We start from the raw sequence: 15,240 nt of genomic DNA, 5'->3' as shown, positions 1-15,240 counted from the left end.
TTATCCCTTTCAAGCAAGTTTTGAAATGCTAAAACTCATCAGCAAATCTACTAAAGCTAAAAATAAAGACACTACCACAACCACTGAAACCACAGCAATAAATGCCGTGCGAATTTGCTCTTTTGTAGGGAAAATTACCTTAGAAAGCTCAGCGCGCGATAGTTTAATATAACTTAACAATTTATCCATTTTTTAATTACCTTATGTGGCAGGGCAGGAGGGATTCGAACCCCCAACCATCGGATTTGGAATCCGGCGCTCTACCGTTGGAGCTACTGCCCTAAATGGCAGCTTATTTAAGCTTTGTTTCTTTATGAACTGTGTGTTTTTTAAGTCTTGGACAATACTTTTTAAGTTCTATTTTATCGGTAGTCTTTTTGCTATTTTTAGTAGTAGTGTAGTTAATATCACCGCACTCAGAGCATTTTAAACCGATTTTTATTCTTGTATTACTTGCCATATTTTTTCCTAAATTTTCAAAAGTGGCGTTAATGGGGCTTTTGCCCCAAAACACCTATTTTAAATTTTATTATTCTAAAATTTTAGATACAACGCCAGAACCAACTGTGCGACCACCTTCGCGAATCGCAAAACGAGTACCATCTTCTAGCGCCACTGGAGCAATTAGCTCAACAGTTATTTTAATGTTATCGCCAGGCATTACCATTTCAGTACCAGCAGGCAATGTAATAGAGCCGGTTACATCAGTTGTGCGCACATAAAATTGTGGGCGATAGTTATTAAAAAATGGAGTATGGCGACCGCCTTCTTCTTTTGTTAGAATATAAACTTCTGCTTCAAATTTTTTGTGTGGAGTAATTGATTTTGGCTTACATAAAACCATACCGCGTTCAACTTCTTCTTTTTTAGTTCCACGAAGCAATACGCCTACATTATCACCAGCTTCACCTTGTTCCATTTCTTTTCTAAACATCTCTACACCAGTTACAGTAGTAGTTTGTGTAGGGCGAAGTCCTACGATTTCAATTGTATCACCTACTTTTACAACACCTTTTTCAACGCGACCAGTTACAACCGTACCACGACCTGAAATTGAAAAAATATCTTCAATAGGCATTAAGAAATCTTTATCAGTATCACGAGTTGGAGTTGGGATATAGCTATCAACAGCATCCATAAGCTCCATAATTTTAGCAGACCATTCACCATCTTTGCCAGCTTTTGCTTCTTCAAGTGCTTGAAGTGCTGAACCTTTTATTATTGGAGTGTCGTCGCCAGGGAAACCATATTCACTTAATAGCTCTCTAATCTCCATTTCAACTAGCTCTTGCAACTCAGGATCATCAACCATATCGCATTTATTCATAAATACAACTATATATGGTACGCCTACTTGACGAGAAAGCAAAATATGCTCTCTTGTTTGTGGCATAGGGCCATCAGCTGCACTAACAACCAATATAGCGCCATCCATTTGAGCAGCACCTGTGATCATATTTTTAACATAATCAGCGTGTCCTGGGCAATCCACATGGGCGTAGTGGCGGTTTTCAGTTTCATATTCGATGTGAGAAGTAGCGATGGTAATACCGCGCTCTTTTTCTTCTGGAGCGTTATCGATATTGTCATAATCTTTTAACTCAGCTAGACCTTTGCGAGATAAAACCGCTGAAATAGCAGCAGTTAAGGTAGTCTTACCATGGTCAACGTGACCGATAGTACCGATATTTACGTGTGGCTTAGAGCGCACAAATTTTTCTTTTGCCATGTTATCCTCCGATAAGAATTTTGCGAAAGTTAGAAAATAGGTTTTATTATTTGCATTTTAGCCTAAATGGAGCTCATAGCGAGACTTGAACTCGCGACCTCTTCCTTACCAAGGAAGTGCTCTACCTCTGAGCCATATGAGCACAGAGCTGCAAATAAACAAAACAACACAAAACCTACTGAAAGCCTGCGCGCAAACGCATTAGTAACAACGATAACGAGGTTACAGCTCCCAGTTATCCAAAATGGAGCGGGAAACGGGACTCGAACCCGCGACCCTCAGCTTGGAAGGCTGATGCTCTAGCCAACTGAGCTAATCCCGCAAATGCTACAAAGTAGCATAGCAATGGTGGTGAGACGTGGATTCGAACCACGGAAGACATAGTCAGCAGATTTACAGTCTGCCCTCGTTGGCCACTTGAGTATCTCACCAAAAAATTGCAAAACCGGTCAAACACTGTGAAAAAATAAAGTGAAATGATGGAGCTGGTGAACGGACTTGAACCGCCGACCCACTGCTTACAAGGCAGTAGCTCTACCAACTGAGCTACACCAGCTTAAAAAACAAAGCGGGATTTTATCTTATAAAAAGTTCTTTGTCAATAGATTTTATGAAAAAAATTAAAATTTTTATTTTTATTTTGATTTAGATGGCTTGGATATAGTTGGTTTATTTATAAAAACTAAATTTTAATATAAATTTTAAACAAATCAAGCCAAATAATTTAAAATTTTATTTTCTTGCGCCTTTTGGACGAAAAGCTTTTATATAGTTTTCATTAGTTTGGATATAGCTTGCGCCGATTAAATCCAAGCAATACGGCACCGCAGGAAAAACAGGCTCTAAGCATTCTTTAATGGCCTTTGGTTGGCCTGGCAAATTGATAATTAAGCACTTACCGCAAATCCCAGCGCTTTGGCGCGATAAAATCGCTGTTGGCACATAAGCCAAGCTAACTTGCCTCATCAACTCGCCAAAACCAGGCAGCATTTTATCGCACACGGCCTGCATTGCCTCAGGCGTTACATCGCGCGGTCCAGGCCCAGTGCCGCCAGTTGTTAAAAGCAAATCACAATCTTGGCTCATTTGTTGTAGCTTTTGGCAAATCAGCTCGTAATCATCGCTAATTACGCTATATTCGCACTCAAACTCACTCACCAACCAAAGATCCAAGCACTCTTTAATTGCCTTACCACTTTCATCTTCATAAATGCCAGCACTTGCTCTATCGCTAAGCGTTAAAATACCGATTTTGGCGATGTTTTGCATAATTATCCTTTTATAAATTTTAAAATTTTAAAATTTGCTTACATTATAATATATTAAATTTTAAGCAAATAACACGCGACCAAGGCGGAGCATATTTGAGCCAGATTTTAGTGCCAATTCATAATCATCGCTCATACCCATAGAACAAATCTTTGCCCCGTATGGCTTTAAATTTTCAAAGATCTTATAAGTGCGCTCAAAACTTTTTATGATTAATTTTTTATCATCGCTATTAGCACCTATGCTCATTACGCCTTTTAATTTCAAATACTTACACTGCTCGCAAATTGCGATATATTCATCGATTGCTTGCTCTATGCTTATGCCTTGTTTGCTAGCTTCATCGGCTGAGTTGATTTGTAAAAGCGCGCTTAATTCATAATTTAATCGCTTATCTACTTCAAGCGCGCTATTTTGGCAATCGCAGCTTTGCCACAAATACGGCTTTAATGCCAAAAGCGCGTTGATTTTATTTTTTTGCAAACGCCCGATAAAATGCCATCTAATGCTAGCATTTTGGCTGGAATTTAAAATTTTAAATTTTTTGCTTAATTCTTGGACTTTATTTTCACCAAAATCCAAAACACCAAAACGCAAAAGTGGCTCTAAGGCTGGCGTATCCACACTTTTGCTAACAGCCACCACGCTAGCATTTTCATTTAATGCTCGAACTTGCTCTAAAATTTTAATAAATTTCATTGATAACCGCCAGCAAGCCTATAAATATCGTTAATTATCGTAAAAGCCATTAGTAAAAATAATAAAGCCATTGAGGCATAACTAGCATAAATAAAAACTTTTTCATTTACTGGTCGTTTAGCAAGCATTTCATAAGCGTTAAAAACAATATGCCCGCCATCAAGCACTGGCAAAGGCAATAAATTTAACACGCCCAAATTCACAGATATTAAAGCCGTGATAATAAAAAGCGTGCTTATGCTGATACTAGCGGCTTTTGTGGTAATATCAGCCATCGCCACAATGCCACCAAGCTGATTTATAGGCACAATGCCTAAAATCAATTTTTCAAGGCTCAAATAAATTAGTTTGCTTGCTTTAAGCGTTTCATCTAAGGCAAAGCCAATGCTAGAAAATCCAGTATAATAAAGCCTAACAAACTCTCCACTAGGCGCAATCCCAAGCATAGGCGCTTTAATATTTTCTCCAAAAATTGTTTTGGTATCGCTTATTTTTGGATTTAAGGTGAGATTTATTTTTTTGCCCTCTCGCTCAATCAATAAATTAGTAGGCTCTAAGCTTACAAGGGTTTTAATTTGATCCCAATGTGTGATTTTTACGCCATTTATTTCAAGCACTTTATCGTTTTGTTGAAGTCCTGCGCTAAGCGCGGCCGAATCAGGCAGCACCTTGCCAATTGTTGGCGCAAGCTTATCAATACCCAAAAATCCAACCGCCATATAAAGCAAAAACGCCAAAATTATATTAAAAAATGGCCCAGCAAATAAAATCGCAATGCGTTTAATCGGGCTTAGCATATTATAGCTATCTGGGTCGTAATTTTTTTCTTTTGGGTTGGCGTCATTTTGTCCTTTTAATTGCACATATCCACCTAGCCAAATCGCGCTTATTTGATAGCGCGTAGCACCTATTTGCTTGCTGTAAATACTCTCGCCAAAACCCAAACTAAACACCTTAACCGCCACGCCAAAATACCGCGCCACCACAAAATGCCCAAATTCGTGAAAAATAATCAACACACTTAGCACCAAAATCGTAGCAGTAAAATTAATCCCCCAATAATAAAAACTAAAACCAAACAAAGCCACCATAAACGCGAGGCTTGAAAGCTGTTTTTTGTTCATTTTAAATCCTTAAAAAAAGCGTAAGTATAGCTAAAATGTGTAAATTTTATTAAATTTTATGCCAAAGATAGTAAAATGCGGGCTTTTATTTTAAAATTTTGAGGTAAAGATGTATGTAGCAGCTAGTATTCTCTCAGCTGATTTTGGGCGTTTAAATGATGAAATAAACGCTGTTTGCGATGCGGGAGCGGATTTGATTCATATTGATGTAATGGATGGGCATTTTGTGCCAAACCTTACCATAGGGCCTTGCGTGCTAAATGCTATCCAAAAAGCCGCCAAAGTGCCACTAGATGTGCATTTAATGGTAGAAGATGTGGATTTTTTTATAGATTTATTTTTGCCATTAAAACCAAAATTTCTAAGCTTTCACATTGAAAGAGCCACTCATCCCTTGCGCTTAATCGAAAAAATACGAAAAGCCGGCATAAATCCAGCCATCGTGCTAAATCCGCACACAAATCTTAACACGCTTGAATACATTTTAAGCGAGCTTGATATGGTGCTTTTAATGAGCGTAAATCCTGGTTTTGGTGGGCAAAAATTCATCACAAGCGCGCTTGAAAAAATCGCTAATCTAAGAGAAATGATAGATAAAAGCGGGGCAAAATGTTTAATTGAAGTTGATGGCGGGATAACGGGCGCAAATATCGCCGAAATCGAGCTTGCAGGTGCTGATGTGGTAGTAGCTGGTAGTTTTATTTTTGGCTCACAAAGCTACACTCAGGCTATAAAAGCACTTAAAATTTAAAGCAAATTTTAAAATTTCATCTTTACAGATTTTAAAATTTACGGCAAATTTTAAAATTTTAAAATAAATTTTAATAAAAAATTTTAAAAATAAAAACGAGAAAAACTTGATAAAGAAAAAGAAAAAAATTAACGAAACCGAGCTTTTAATTTCTTTGTTAAATAAGGCTCCATTAAATAAAGACGCTTTTTTACAAATTGCTGCTAAAATCGATGAATTAAGCGATGTAGATATTAGTCAGGTAGAAAATTGGTGCGCGCTTGGCTTGGAGCTTTGCGAGCAAAATGGAGTAATTAGCCTTGCGACAAATAAAAGAGAGTTATGCAAGCAGGAATTTTGCGTGGTTGATATAGAAACCACAGGCTCTATCAATAGCGGACAAATCATCGAAATAGGCGCGATTAAGCTAATAAATGGCGAACAAACCGGAGCTTTTTCTACTTTAATTTATGCTGATTGCGTCCCACAAGTAATCACAGAGCTTACAGGATTAAGCGCAAATGATTTAATAGGCGCGCCCAGCCTTGCTTATGCGCTGAAAAATTTCCGTGATTTTTTGGGTGATTGCGTTTTTGTAGCGCATAATGTGCGTTTTGATTATGGCTTTATTTCTAAAAGTTTAGTGGATTTGGGCTATCCGCCTTTGTTAAATAGAGCGCTTTGTACGGTTGAGCTTGCTAAGCGTTGCATAGCTAGCCAGCGCTATAAACTAAACATCCTTAAAGAGCTTTTAGGCATTGAAAATATCCACCACCGCGCATTTAGCGATGCTATCTCAGCAGCTGAAATTTTAAAATACTGCATTTTAAAATTGCCTTGGAGCGTTCAAAGCGTGGAGGATTTAATCTTTTTTAGCAAAAGCGCGCCAAGCATGCAAATTGAGCCAAAAATTGAGCCTTTAAATCAAATAAATTTTAATTAAGGATTAAGATGTTAGCTAATTTATTGTATAAAGCCACGCTTGAAACGCTATATATGTCGCTAGTTTCTACGATTTTGGCCTTTATTATCGGGCTTGGTTTAGCAGTTATTTTAATACTTACCAAAAAAGGCGGATTAGCCCAAAATATCGCAATTTACCGCACGCTTGATATAATTGTAAATACTTTAAGAAGTTTTCCTTTTATAATTTTGATGATAGTTCTTTTTCCACTAACCAAACTAATAATAGGCACGAGTATAGGCACGAGCGCTGCTATCGTGCCACTAACCATTGGCTCAGCACCTTTTATTGCAAGATTGATTGAAGCGGCGATGCTTGAAGTTGATAAAGGCGTGATTGAAGCGGCTATGAGCTTTGGTGCATCGCGTTTTCAAATTATTTTTAAGGTGCAATTAAGAGAAGCCTTGCCCGCAATCATCAACGCCCTAACCCTAACGCTTATAATGATAATAGGCTTTTCGGCTATGGCTGGTACGGTAGGCGGAGGCGGTTTGGGCGATGTAGCGGTGCGTTATGGCTATCAACGCTTTAAGCCTGATGTGATGATTTATACGGTGATTATTTTGATTTTATTAGTTCAAATAATTCAAAGTCTAGGCGATTTTGCTTACAAAAAGCTTAAAAAATAATTAAAATTTTAATTTTTATCTTTTTTGCGCGCTAAATTACAAAAAATTTATGTTTAATTATGAAATTTTAAGATAGAATTGCGTTTTTTTATCAATTTTAAAGGACTTTTATGGACATTAGCACCATTTTAAACGAGTTGCAAAAGGGCGCAGCTGAGATTATTGGGCTAGAAAAAATCCAAGAACTTATAAAAAATTATTACGAAAAAGGCGAACATTTTTTGGTAAAAATTGGTATGGATCCTACCGCTGCTGATTTGCATTTAGGCCATACCGTGGTGCTAAATAAGCTAGCCTTTTTACAAAAACATGGCGCAAAAGTGCTATTTTTAATAGGCGATTTTACTGCGCGCATAGGCGATCCAACAGGCAAAAGCGCAACAAGAAAAATTTTAGACGAGCAAACAGTAGCCAAAAACGCCAAAACCTACAAAGAACAGGTTTTTAAAATTTTAGATGAGAGCAAAACGCAAATTGTGTTTAATTCAGCTTGGTTAAATAAGCTTAGTGCTAGCGATTTAATCGCGCTTGCTGGGACTTTTAGCGTGGCTAGAATGCTAGAAAGAGATGATTTTACCAAACGCTACAAACAAAATCAAAGCATAGCAATAAGCGAGTTTTTGTATCCTTTATTACAAGGCTATGATAGCGTGCATTTAAAAAGCGATATAGAAATGGGTGGCACAGATCAAAAGTTTAATTTGCTAATGGGGCGCACCTTACAGCGCACTTATAATCTCAACAAAGAACAAAGTGTCTTTATGATACCGCTTTTAATTGGACTTGATGGCGCAAATAAAATGAGCAAAAGTTTAGGCAATTATATAGGCATAACCGAACCAGCAGATGATATGCTAGCAAAGATTATGAGCATTAGCGATGAATTGATGTGGGAGTGGTATTTATTACTCTCAAATAAAAGCACAGAGCAAATAAATGAGCTAAAAGAGCGGGTAAAAAGCAATGATTATCATCCTATGCAAGCCAAAAAAGACCTTGCTTGTGAGATTACAGCGCGCTTTTATGATGAAATAAGTGCTAAAAATGCTTTAAGCGAATGGGAAAGCATTCATTCAAAAGGCGCATTGCCAAGTAATATGAAAGAATTTAGCGCAAAGGCTGATATTTGGATAGTTGAAGCCTTAAAATTATGCGAGCTTTGCACATCAAGCTCAGATGCAAGACGAGCCATAAAAGCAAACGCCCTAAGCATAAACGGGGTTAAAATAAATGATGAACAATTACATTTAAATGTCGGCCAATACGCCATTCAAGTAGGCAAAAAAGCTTTTGCAAAACTAATAATAAAATAGGTAAAACAATGGATTTAAAAGCATTAAAAATAGGCAAATACGAAATTAAAATTCCAATAATACAAGGTGGTATGGGACTTGGCATTAGCTGGGATCGTCTAGCTGGCACAGTTAGCGCAAATGGCGCGCTTGGCGTTATTAGCTCAGTAGGCACTGGGTATTATAATCACTTAAAATTTGTTAGTAAAGAGCTAAATTTTAGGCCGTATAATAGTGAAAATTTTTATTCAACAGCCGGCTTTAAGGCAATAATCGATAACGCAAGAAAAATTTGTGGCGATAAACCGCTAGGGGCAAATATAATGTGTGCTAGCAATGATTACGCAAGAATAGTAAAAGATGCTTGCGAGCATGGCATAAATATTATTATTTCAGGTGCTGGTTTGCCTACTAGCTTGCCTGAATTTACTAAAAATTTTAAAGATGTAGCCCTAGTGCCTATAATCAGCTCCGTTCAAGCATTAAAAATTATTTGCAAACGCTGGCTAATGCGTTATGATGTCTTGCCTGATGCCTTTGTGCTAGAAGGGCCAAAAAGTGGCGGACATCAAGGCTTTACTTATGAGCAATGCTTGGATCCAGAATTTGCGCTAGAAAAACTAATAAGCCCTGTTGTAGCAGAAGCAAATGAATGGGCCAAAAAAGCAGGCAGACCTATACCTGTGATTGCAGCTGGCGGGATTTGGGATCACCAAGATATAATAAATGCCATAAATCTTGGAGCAAGTGGCGTGCAAATGGGAACACGCTTTATTGGCACGCATGAATGCGATGCTGCACCTGAGTTTAAGCAAGTTTTGCTTGATGCCACGCAAAACGATATAAAGTTATTTAAATCACCAGTTGGCTACCCAGCACGCGGAATTCGCACAAACTTAATAAAATTAGTAGAAAACAAACAAGGCCCTAAGATAAATTGCATTTCAAATTGCGTAAGCCCTTGTAAGCGTGGCATAGGCGCAAAAGCTGTGGGGTATTGCATTGCTGATAGACTCTATGACGCAGTTAGCGGCAAAAAAGACACAGGCTTATTTTTCACAGGCGCAAACGGATACCGCCTTAAAGAAATTATAAGCGTAAAAGAACTTCTTAAAAAGCTAACGCGTGGAGAAAATGCTTAGGTATTTTCTAGCTTTTGCATTATTTTTGGCCTTAATATCTAACTTAAATGCCAATGCTTTTGAGGCTTTTGATAAGAATTTTGCAAATGCTAGTAGAGTTGGCAAGATTAAAATATATAATGATTTAAAGGGCGTTTATATAAAATCTGTAATGAACGGCAAGGACACAGATAAAAATAAAGCCCTAATTCGCCTTATAAAAGCTTCTAAGGCTTTGAGCTTAGATTATTCTAATTACGAAAAAGAGCTAAACCAAAAAAAACCCAAAGCGCAAACTCAAAGCAAAATTAAAAATAATGAAAAAAGCGTCTTTACAAACACCAAAACACAAAGCAAACAAAAAATAAATATAATTTCTATTAGTAGCAATGAAAATGAATTAAAATTTAAGCTTAGCGCGCCTTTAAATAAAAACAATATCAAAAGTTTTGAGCTAAAAGACAATAAATCATACCGCAAAATTTATGATATAAACGCATTCTTAAATATCAAAATTCCAAATTTTAATCAAAAAATAAGCCCTAGCTTACGAATAGCACAACAAAGCCAAAACAAGGTGCGCGTGGTATTTCAAGCAGAAAAAAAAATAAATATAAGCTTTAATCTAAAACAAAATGAATTGATTTTCAAAAACGAAGAAAAAATAAATAAAGCAAAACAAGCAGAGCAAAAAAACATAAATGAAGAAGATGAAAATTTAACAAAATATGAAAATTTAGCAAACAATCAAAACCAGCAAAACGCGCCCAACAAGCAAGAAAGGGCTAAAAAAATTATAGTAATTGACCCAGGTCATGGTGGCAAAGATGGTGGCGCACTCTCAAACGATAAAAAACTAAAAGAAAAAGACATTGTGCTAAATATCAGCAAAAAACTAGCTAGTATCCTAAAAAATCGCGGTTATAAGGTGTATTATACGCGTTCAAGCGATAAATTTGTAAATTTGCGAACCCGCACTAGTTTTGCTAACGAAAAAAACGCTAATTTATTTATTTCAATCCACGCAAACGCCGTAGCCAACGAAAAAAACGCAAAAATCACAAGTGGCATAGAAACATTTTTTCTAAGCCCTACTCGCTCCAAACGCTCCATGGACGCAGCCAACCTTGAAAACAAAGCAGACACCGATGAAATGAATTATTTTAGTAAAATTAGCTTTCTTAATTTTTTAAACCGCGAAAAAATCATATCTAGTAATAAATTAGCCATAGATTTACAAAGCGGTATGTTAAAAAGCGTAAAGACTAATTATAAAATAAACGATGGTGGCGTGCGAGAAGCTCCATTTTGGGTGCTTGTTGGCGCGCTTATGCCAGCAGCGTTAATAGAAGTAGGCTACATCTCTCACCCAAAAGAAAGCAAGCTAATAGCAAATGATAAATACCAACAAGCCTTGGCAAAAGGCATTGCAGATGGCATTGATGCTTATTTTGCCAAAAACCCATGATTTTTAAAAATAACGCTCCATATGCATCGCGCTTTGATGATGTGTATTTTGATGCTTTCAATCCGCTTGGTGAGAGAGAGCAAGTTTATATAGATGCTTTTAATTATTTTAGAAATTTTAAAAATATAGTAGTGGCTGAGGCGGGATTTGGAGCTGGGCTAAACTTCTTTTTAAGCGCACAAAAAGCATTAAAGATGGGTTTTGATTTACATTATATTAGCGTTGAAAAATATCCACTAAGCCAAAATGAGCTAAAAAGCATTTATGAATCAAAGCAGTTTTTAGCCTTAAAAAACGAGCTTAGCGAGCTTTTTAGTGCTTTTTATAAACAATACGAAATTATCCAAAACGAGCTGGTGCGATTAAAATTTTATTTAAATAATAAAAATGAGATTATTTTAGATCTTTATTTTGGCGATATTTTGGATTTTTTAGATGAGAGTTTTTTTAGGGCAAATATTTGGTTTTTAGATGGTTTTAGTCCGTCTAAAAATCCGCAAATGTGGGATAAGCGTTTTTTAGAGCGTTTGGGTGAGTTTAGTTTGAAGGGTTGCGTGGCTAGAAGTTTTAGCTGTGCAAGAGTGCTAAAAGATGGCTTAAAGAGTGCTGATTTTACGCATTTTAAACTTAAAGGCACTAATAAAAAAAGGGAGTTTTCTCACGCCATTTGCAACCAGCCAAAAACGCGCAATATCAATAAAAACATATGGTTTTCTTATCCAAATTTTCAAAATTTACACGAAATTGATCTCGCAATGCCAAAAATCCACGCCCTAAAAGGCAAAAAGGCCATAATAATAGGCGCTGGTATCGCAGGGCTAATCACTGCTTATAAATTAAAAAATTTAGGCATAAACTGCGAAATTTTAGAAAAACAAAAAGACCTTCAAAATGGCGCAAGCTCAAATGAAAGCGGTCTTTTGCTCCCGCTAATTACAAAAAATGATGTTTTGCTTGGGCGTTTTTCTTTGCTTAGCTCGCTTTTAGCGTATAATTTTTATAGGCAAGATCAAAATTTTTTCAATTTTATTGATTTTTGCCAAATTTTACATTATGCCACAAATAAAGCCCAGCAAACTCGCTTCAAAAATGCAAATAGCACACTTTTAAGCTATGATGAAAATGCCCTGCCCTATCCTAAAATAAACATAAAAAAAGGCGCACAAATTGAAGTTTTGAGTTTTCGCAAGCACCTAGCTAAAACCTTAAATATAAGCTTTTCAAGCACTTTTTTAAACGCAAATTTTAATAAAGAGCAAAATTGTTATTTAATAAATTATAAACAAAACAAGACGGCCCAACAAACAAAAGCTGATATAATTATTTTTGCTGGCGGTGGTGATGGCCTGGATTTAATAAAAAATTATGATGAAAATTTGCTTTTGAGCAAGGTAAGAGGTCAAAGCACGATTATTTCACCCTTGCTTGAATTAAAAACGCCCTTTTGCGCTCGCGGGTATATTTGTAAGGCACGCCAAAAAGGCCAAACAATAGGTTCAACCTTTAATAGACTAGATTTATCCCTAAGCCCAAAAGATAGCGACAACGCCCAAAATATCGCTAATTTAAGCGAGTTTATCAGCACAAATCAAGTAGAAATTTTAAGCTCAAATGTAGGCTTTCGCGCTTATAGCGGCGATAGATTTGCGATAATTGGGCAAATGCACGATATAAGCGCGTTTAAACAAGATTACAAAGCGCTTTTATGGAACAAAAATAAAAGCGAGCAAAAAGCCCCAAAATACCATAAAAATGTATTTGTAAATACCGCTCATGGCGCGCATGGACTAGCTAGTGCTGTTTTGGGGGCTGAGCTTATTTGCGATTTATTATTAAAGCGCCAGCCTTGCGTGCGCGCTAGCATTTTAAATGAAATTCACCCAGCGCGCTTTATAATTCGCAAGCTAAAAAAGGGCTTAAATTAAACTAAATTTTATATTTAAAAGCAAGTGATTTATTTTTGGCATTTAGCTATGAATACGGCTAGCTAATGATAATTTAAAATTTCGCGCATTTGGCTATGAATACGCATCGGCTAAGGAATTCCACTCTATAATTTTATATTTATCTTTTAATCTCTCGCGTATTGCGCCCACATCGGCGTCTTGTTGGGTTTGGGCGATTAGCTCAAAATACTCCACGCTTTCTTCTTCGCCGCCTTCATTTAGCGTTATGGTTACTAAATCCATATTTTGCTTGGCTAAATCATTTAAAAAGCTAGCTAGGCTACCGCGCTTATTTTCTATGTTTAAAATAATCTTATAGCGATTTGGCGCATTTTTAGCCCATTTTACAAAAATCATTTCATCTCCATTTGCCATTAGCTTGCTAGCTCTTTCGCAAAGCTTATGATGGACAATCACGCTATGATTTGAACGAAAGCCCAAAATATCATCACCACGCTTAGGATTACAGCAGTAATCAAACATCGCTCGATTTATCTTAAAATTGCTATAAATTACGATATTATCGCATTTTTGCTTTTTTATCTCATATTTGCTTGAAAAGCCAAAAATTTTTTCTTTGCGCGGATATTTTTTTAGCGTATTTACCACATCTTGTAAAAATACAGAATCTGTGGCGATTTTGAAAATATTTTTTTTGTAGTTTTCAGCTTCAAGCCATTGATTTAATTTATCATCATCTATGTCAAAAATCGCAGATAAAATTTTATGCGCAATGGCTATATTTATGTCTTTTAATTTTTGGCGACAATGCGCGCGGATAGTGGCGCGTGCCTTGCCAGTTTTTACATTATCTAGCCAGCTACATCGATATTTTGGCTCATCGCCGGTGATTATTTGAACTATATCCCCGTTTTTTAATTCAGTTAGCAAAGGCACTTTTAATTTATTTACATAGGCTTCTTTGGCGTGTAGGCCGATTTCTGAGTGGATTTCATAGGCATAATCAAGCGCGGTAGCACCGCGTGGTAATGTAAAAGGCCTGCCAGCAGGCGAATACACAGCAATATCTTCTACATAAAGACTATCTTTTGCATATTCATAAAAATCCTCAGGCGCACTTTTGCTTTCATCTTCTTTTAATTCTTTTAGCCAGTTATTCACGCTAGGCATAAAGCTGCCGCCGTGCTTATAGCGCCAATGAGCTGCTACGCCGTATTCTGCTGTTTTGTGCATAGAAAAAGTGCGAATTTGCGCTTCTATAATGCTTTTATCATCAAAAAGCGTGGTGTGAAGCGTGCGATAACCATTTTGCTTAGGCAAGGCGATATAATCTTTTAGCCTAGATATTAGCGGGCTAAAATTCATATGCAAAATTCCAAGCACCAAATAACAATCCATATCCTCGCTAACTATCACCCTAACAGCCAATAAATCTAAAATTTCTTCTAAACTTATGCCCTTTCTTTGCATTTTTAGATATATTGAATAATAATGCTTTATGCGTTTTTGTATCTCAAAACTATCCTCACTAAAACCATTTGCTAAAAGCTCGTTTGTAACTTTTTGGCTGAATGAATTTATTTTTAGTTGTAGTTGTTGTTTAGATGAATTGATAAAATCGTCTATTTTGGCATATTCATCTGGCAAAACATACTTAAACGCTAAATCTTCAAGCACATTTTTAATAGCCGAAATTCCCAGCCTATGAGCGATTGGCGCATACACAATCAGCGTTTCTTCGGCTATTCGGCGTTGCTTATCAGGGCGCAAGGCTTCAAGGGTTAGCATATTATGAAGTCTATCGCATAATTTAATTACAAGCACGCGCATATCGTCAATAGAGCTTAAAAGCATTTTACGAAAGGTCAGTGCTGAGGCCGTTAGTTTTTCATTTGAGCTTGAACTAACTAATTCATCTTTGCGAATAGCAACTATTTTAGTTAATCCATCTACTAAATCCGCCACTTCTTCGCTAAACTCAAAAGCCACATCTTCTTTACTACATTCTGTATCTTCTACCACATCATGTAAAAGCGCAGCCAAAAGCATACTTTCATCTCCGCCCATATGCGCTACAAAGCACGCCACTAAAATAGGATGAATGCTGTATGGCTCGCCACTTTTTCGCACCTGTCCTTCATGCAAGCAAATGCAAAAATTCACCGCCTTTAATAACATACCAGTTGGCTTAGTTACGCCATATAAAATATCTTTTGCGCTTTCTATATCGTGGCAACGACAAATTTGCTCGATTAATAACTCTAAGCTATTATCGCTTTTATTCATTTAAACTAACCCTTATAGCTTA

14 protein-coding genes and 5 tRNA genes are annotated in these 15,240 nt (G+C 36.7%); 7 read left to right on the top strand and 12 right to left on the bottom strand.

The annotated features are described in order from the left end of the window. Positions 1-9: 9 nt before the first annotated feature. The 11 genes from secE to rseP all read right to left on the bottom strand — a co-directional run bounded on the left by secE (position 10) and on the right by rseP (position 4,821). Positions 10-189: a preprotein translocase subunit SecE gene (secE, locus tag CINF_RS03850; protein WP_178696421.1), complete on the bottom strand. Its 180-nt coding sequence runs from the start codon at positions 187-189 to the stop codon at positions 10-12. A 17-nt stretch (positions 190-206) separates the two neighbouring features. Further along, positions 207-282 (bottom strand) — tRNA-Trp (locus tag CINF_RS03845). Positions 283-292: 10 nt separating this feature from the next. Continuing rightward, positions 293-460 carry a 50S ribosomal protein L33 gene (gene rpmG / locus CINF_RS03840; RefSeq protein ID WP_178696420.1) on the bottom strand — a complete coding sequence of 56 codons (168 nt, stop codon included), beginning with the start codon at positions 458-460 and terminating at the stop codon, positions 293-295. A gap of 69 nt (positions 461-529) precedes the next feature. Further along, positions 530-1,729, bottom strand: coding sequence for an elongation factor Tu (gene tuf / locus CINF_RS03835; protein ID WP_179975809.1), 1,200 nt, complete (start codon positions 1,727-1,729; stop codon positions 530-532). A 67-nt stretch (positions 1,730-1,796) separates the two neighbouring features. Continuing rightward, a tRNA-Thr gene (locus tag CINF_RS03830) sits at positions 1,797-1,871 on the bottom strand. A 103-nt stretch (positions 1,872-1,974) separates the two neighbouring features. Next, a tRNA-Gly gene (locus tag CINF_RS03825) sits at positions 1,975-2,051 on the bottom strand. 24 nt (positions 2,052-2,075) lie between these two features. Then, positions 2,076-2,160: transfer RNA gene (locus CINF_RS03820), tRNA-Tyr, on the bottom strand. 49 nt (positions 2,161-2,209) lie between these two features. Continuing rightward, positions 2,210-2,285, bottom strand: a tRNA-Thr gene (locus tag CINF_RS03815). A gap of 176 nt (positions 2,286-2,461) precedes the next feature. After that, a complete protein-coding gene (mog, locus tag CINF_RS03810; protein WP_179975808.1) occupies positions 2,462-2,998 on the bottom strand; it encodes a molybdopterin adenylyltransferase in 537 nt (178 codons plus the stop codon). Positions 2,999-3,058: 60 nt separating this feature from the next. Then, positions 3,059-3,697, bottom strand: a complete 639-nt coding sequence (locus CINF_RS03805; protein WP_179975807.1) for a YggS family pyridoxal phosphate-dependent enzyme — start codon at positions 3,695-3,697, stop codon at positions 3,059-3,061. After that, complete coding sequence (gene rseP, locus CINF_RS03800) at positions 3,694-4,821, bottom strand: RIP metalloprotease RseP (protein WP_179975806.1); 1,128 nt, start codon at positions 4,819-4,821, stop codon at positions 3,694-3,696. Before rseP ends, CINF_RS03805 begins: the two co-directional genes overlap by 4 nt. Before the next feature lie 109 nt (positions 4,822-4,930). Here rseP and rpe point away from each other — a divergent pair, with 109 nt between their 5' ends. The 7 genes from rpe to mnmC all read left to right on the top strand — a co-directional run bounded on the left by rpe (position 4,931) and on the right by mnmC (position 12,950). After that, complete coding sequence (rpe, locus tag CINF_RS03795) at positions 4,931-5,572, top strand: ribulose-phosphate 3-epimerase (RefSeq protein ID WP_179975805.1); 642 nt, start codon at positions 4,931-4,933, stop codon at positions 5,570-5,572. Positions 5,573-5,678: 106 nt separating this feature from the next. Continuing rightward, positions 5,679-6,494, top strand: a complete 816-nt coding sequence (locus tag CINF_RS03790) for a 3'-5' exonuclease (protein WP_240156160.1) — start codon at positions 5,679-5,681, stop codon at positions 6,492-6,494. An 8-nt stretch (positions 6,495-6,502) separates the two neighbouring features. Then, positions 6,503-7,144 (top strand): methionine ABC transporter permease, encoded by a 642-nt coding sequence (locus tag CINF_RS03785; protein ID WP_178696414.1) that lies wholly within the window; start codon positions 6,503-6,505, stop codon positions 7,142-7,144. A gap of 110 nt (positions 7,145-7,254) precedes the next feature. Next, the gene (tyrS, locus tag CINF_RS03780) at positions 7,255-8,457 is read left to right on the top strand and encodes a tyrosine--tRNA ligase (RefSeq protein WP_179975804.1); all 1,203 of its coding nucleotides are present in this window, start codon (positions 7,255-7,257) and stop codon (positions 8,455-8,457) included. 8 nt (positions 8,458-8,465) lie between these two features. Further along, positions 8,466-9,578, top strand: coding sequence for a nitronate monooxygenase (locus CINF_RS03775; RefSeq protein WP_179975803.1), 1,113 nt, complete (start codon positions 8,466-8,468; stop codon positions 9,576-9,578). Next, positions 9,571-11,025, top strand: coding sequence for an N-acetylmuramoyl-L-alanine amidase family protein (locus CINF_RS03770; protein ID WP_179975933.1), 1,455 nt, complete (start codon positions 9,571-9,573; stop codon positions 11,023-11,025). Before CINF_RS03775 ends, CINF_RS03770 begins: the two co-directional genes overlap by 8 nt. Next, positions 11,022-12,950: a bifunctional tRNA (5-methylaminomethyl-2-thiouridine)(34)-methyltransferase MnmC2/FAD-dependent 5-carboxymethylaminomethyl-2-thiouridine(34) oxidoreductase MnmC1 gene (gene mnmC / locus CINF_RS03765; protein ID WP_179975802.1), complete on the top strand. Its 1,929-nt coding sequence runs from the start codon at positions 11,022-11,024 to the stop codon at positions 12,948-12,950. The genes CINF_RS03770 and mnmC overlap by 4 nt, the downstream gene beginning before the upstream one ends. A 93-nt stretch (positions 12,951-13,043) precedes the next feature. Here mnmC and CINF_RS03760 read toward each other — a convergent pair whose 3' ends face one another. Continuing rightward, positions 13,044-15,218, bottom strand: a complete 2,175-nt coding sequence (locus CINF_RS03760; protein ID WP_179975801.1) for a RelA/SpoT family protein — start codon at positions 15,216-15,218, stop codon at positions 13,044-13,046. Between the last annotated feature and the right edge of the window lie 22 nt (positions 15,219-15,240).

Source organism: Candidatus Campylobacter infans, from assembly GCF_013416015.1.
Lineage (GTDB): Bacteria > Campylobacterota > Campylobacteria > Campylobacterales > Campylobacteraceae > Campylobacter > Campylobacter infans.
The sequence above is the reverse complement of the archived record's forward strand: the minus strand, read 5'-3'. Positions and strand labels throughout refer to the sequence as shown.

Coding starts and splice junctions, on each gene's coding strand:
- tyrS (WP_179975804.1), top strand. CDS start 7,255: ATGGACATTAGCACCATTTTAAACGAGTTGCAAAAGGGCGCAGCTGAG.
- CINF_RS03775 (WP_179975803.1), top strand. CDS start 8,466: ATGGATTTAAAAGCATTAAAAATAGGCAAATACGAAATTAAAATTCCA.
- mnmC (WP_179975802.1), top strand. CDS start 11,022: ATGATTTTTAAAAATAACGCTCCATATGCATCGCGCTTTGATGATGTG.
- secE (WP_178696421.1), bottom strand. CDS start 189: ATGGATAAATTGTTAAGTTATATTAAACTATCGCGCGCTGAGCTTTCT.
- mog (WP_179975808.1), bottom strand. CDS start 2,998: ATGCAAAACATCGCCAAAATCGGTATTTTAACGCTTAGCGATAGAGCA.
- CINF_RS03805 (WP_179975807.1), bottom strand. CDS start 3,697: ATGAAATTTATTAAAATTTTAGAGCAAGTTCGAGCATTAAATGAAAAT.
- rpe (WP_179975805.1), top strand. CDS start 4,931: ATGTATGTAGCAGCTAGTATTCTCTCAGCTGATTTTGGGCGTTTAAAT.
- CINF_RS03785 (WP_178696414.1), top strand. CDS start 6,503: ATGTTAGCTAATTTATTGTATAAAGCCACGCTTGAAACGCTATATATG.
- tuf (WP_179975809.1), bottom strand. CDS start 1,729: ATGGCAAAAGAAAAATTTGTGCGCTCTAAGCCACACGTAAATATCGGT.
- rseP (WP_179975806.1), bottom strand. CDS start 4,821: ATGAACAAAAAACAGCTTTCAAGCCTCGCGTTTATGGTGGCTTTGTTT.
- CINF_RS03760 (WP_179975801.1), bottom strand. CDS start 15,218: ATGAATAAAAGCGATAATAGCTTAGAGTTATTAATCGAGCAAATTTGT.
- rpmG (WP_178696420.1), bottom strand. CDS start 460: ATGGCAAGTAATACAAGAATAAAAATCGGTTTAAAATGCTCTGAGTGC.
- CINF_RS03770 (WP_179975933.1), top strand. CDS start 9,571: ATGCTTAGGTATTTTCTAGCTTTTGCATTATTTTTGGCCTTAATATCT.